At 53.8% G+C, this 3,202-nt stretch carries 1 rRNA gene; it reads right to left on the bottom strand.

Annotated features, from left to right (window positions below):
* Positions 1 to 172: 172 nt before the first annotated feature.
* A 23S ribosomal RNA gene (locus Xind_RS24720) occupies positions 173 to 3,080 on the bottom strand.
* Positions 3,081 to 3,202: the final 122 nt, after the last annotated feature.

The following is a 3,202-nucleotide window of genomic DNA, read 5'->3' as shown; positions in this document are numbered from 1 at the left end:
ACGGCGTTTCACTGCTGAGTTCGGCATGGGGTCAGGTGGGACCACCGCGCTATTGCCGCCAGACAAATCCTGTTTTCAATCCCGAACAAGCTGCCGGACTGGCCCAGGCCACTCCCGTCTCTGAAACTTTTCGTCTTTCTCTCCAACGCCCCCAAAACCCCTTCGGTGTTGTCAGGTTAAGCCGCACGGTACATTAGTACTGGTTAGCTCAACGTCTCGCCACGCTTACACACCCAGCCTATCCACGTCCTCGTCTCGAACGCTCCTTCAGTATCCTCTGGGGATAAGGGAAGACTCATCTCAAGGCAAGTTTCCCGCTTAGATGCTTTCAGCGGTTATCTCTTCCGCACTTAGCTACCGGGCAGTGCCATTGGCATGACAACCCGAACACCAGTGGTGCGTCCACTCCGGTCCTCTCGTACTAGGAGCAGCCCCTTTCAATCTTCCAGCGCCCACGGCAGATAGGGACCGAACTGTCTCACGACGTTCTAAACCCAGCTCGCGTACCACTTTAAATGGCGAACAGCCATACCCTTGGGACCTACTTCAGCCCCAGGATGTGATGAGCCGACATCGAGGTGCCAAACACCGCCGTCGATATGAACTCTTGGGCGGTATCAGCCTGTTATCCCCGGAGTACCTTTTATCCGTTGAGCGATGGCCCTTCCATGCAGAACCACCGGATCACTAAGACCTACTTTCGTACCTGCTCGCGCCGTCACGCTCGCAGTCAAGCCAGCTTATGCCTTTGCACTAACCTCACGATGTCCGACCGTGATTAGCTGACCTTCGTGCTCCTCCGTTACGCTTTGGGAGGAGACCGCCCCAGTCAAACTACCCACCAGACACTGTCCGCAACCCGGATAACGGGCTTACGTTAGAACATCAAACATTCAAGGGTGGTATTTCAAGGATGGCTCCATGCAGACTGGCGTCCACACTTCCAGGCCTCCCACCTATCCTACACATCAAGGCTCAAGGTTCAGTGTCAAGCTATAGTAAAGGTTCACGGGGTCTTTCCGTCTTGCCGCGGGTACACTGCATCTTCACAGCGAGTTCAATTTCACTGAGTCTCGGGTGGAGACAGCCTGGCCATCATTACGCCATTCGTGCAGGTCGGAACTTACCCGACAAGGAATTTCGCTACCTTAGGACCGTTATAGTTACGGCCGCCGTTTACTGGGGCTTCGATCAAGAGCTTCTCCCTAAGGATAACCCCATCAATTAACCTTCCAGCACCGGGCAGGCGTCACACCGTATACGTCCACTTTCGTGTTTGCACAGTGCTGTGTTTTTATTAAACAGTTGCAGCCAGCTGGTCTCTGCGACTGGCCTCGGCTCCGAAAGCAAGTTTCTTCACCTGACGCCAGCGTGCCTTCTCCCGAAGTTACGGCACCATTTTGCCTAGTTCCTTCACCCGAGTTCTCTCAAGCGCCTGAGTATTCTCTACCTGACCACCTGTGTCGGTTTGGGGTACGATTTCATGTTACCTGATGCTTAGAGGCTTTTCCTGGAAGCCGGGCATCTGTCACTTCAGCACCGCAGTGCCTCGTCATCACGCCTCAGTGTTATCAGGGCTCCGGATTTACCAGGAACCCCCACCTACACGCTTAAACCGGGACGACCGTCGCCCGGATGACATAGCCTTCTCCGTCCCCCCTTCGCAGTAACACCAAGTACAGGAATATTAACCTGTTGCCCATCGACTACGCTTTTCAGCCTCGCCTTAGGGGTCGACTCACCCTGCCCCGATTAACGTTGGACAGGAACCCTTGGTCTTCCGGCGTGCGGGTTTTTCACCCGCATTATCGTTACTTATGTCAGCATTCGCACTTCTGATACCTCCAGCCAACCTCACAGTTCACCTTCAACGGCTTACAGAACGCTCCCCTACCCAGCAACACATTCGTGTCGCTGCCGCAGCTTCGGTGCCTGGTTTAGCCCCGTTACATCTTCCGCGCAGGCCGACTCGACCAGTGAGCTATTACGCTTTCTTTAAATGATGGCTGCTTCTAAGCCAACATCCTGGCTGTCTGAGCCTTCCCACTTCGTTTCCCACTTAACCAGAACTTGGGGACCTTAGCTGGCGGTCTGGGTTGTTTCCCTCTTCACGACGGACGTTAGCACCCGCCGTGTGTCTCCCGTGATAACATTCTTCGGTATTCGCAGTTTGCATCGGGTTGGTAAGTCGGGATGACCCCCTAGCCGAAACAGTGCTCTACCCCCGAAGATGAGTTCACGAGGCGCTACCTAAATAGCTTTCGGGGAGAACCAGCTATCTCCCGGTTTGATTGGCCTTTCACCCCCAGCCACAAGTCATCCGCTAATTTTTCAACATTAGTCGGTTCGGTCCTCCAGTTAGTGTTACCCAACCTTCAACCTGCCCATGGCTAGATCACCGGGTTTCGGGTCTATACCCTGCAACTTAACGCCCCGTTAAGACTCGGTTTCCCTGCGGCTCCCCTATACGGTTAACCTTGCTACAGAATATAAGTCGCTGACCCATTATACAAAAGGTACGCAGTCACACCCCAAAGGGTGCTCCCACTGCTTGTACGTACACGGTTTCAGGTTCTCTTTCACTCCCCTCGCCGGGGTTCTTTTCGCCTTTCCCTCACGGTACTGGTTCACTATCGGTCAGTCAGGAGTATTTAGCCTTGGAGGATGGTCCCCCCATGTTCAGACAGGATACCACGTGTCCCGCCCTACTCATCGAACTCCCACCTTATGCATCTTCGTGTACGGGACTGTCACCCTTTACTGTGCGCCTTTCCAGACGCTTCCACTGACACACAAGCTGTTGCTGGTTCTGGGCTCCTCCCCGTTCGCTCGCCGCTACTGGGGGAATCTCGGTTGATTTCTTTTCCTCGGGGTACTGAGATGTTTCAGTTCCCCCGGTTCGCCTCGTTTGACTATGAATTCATCAAACGATAGTGCAACGGATTGCACTGGGTTTCCCCATTCGGACATCGCCGGCTATAACGGTTCATATCACCTTACCGGCGCTTATCGCAGATTAGCACGTCCTTCATCGCCTCTGACTGCCTAGGCATCCACCGTGTACGCTTAGTCGCTTAACCTCACAACCCGAAGGGGTCTTCGGACTGGGGTTGTTGAGAGACTCTTCAATGACCGCTTTCACTCAGAAAGCCGTGTCACTGAATGTTTCAATTTTTCAGCTTGTTCCAGATTGTTAAAGAGC

This window comes from Xenorhabdus indica (assembly GCF_014467235.1).
Lineage (GTDB): Bacteria > Pseudomonadota > Gammaproteobacteria > Enterobacterales > Enterobacteriaceae > Xenorhabdus > Xenorhabdus indica.
The sequence above is the reverse complement of the archived record's forward strand: the minus strand, read 5'-3'. Positions and strand labels throughout refer to the sequence as shown.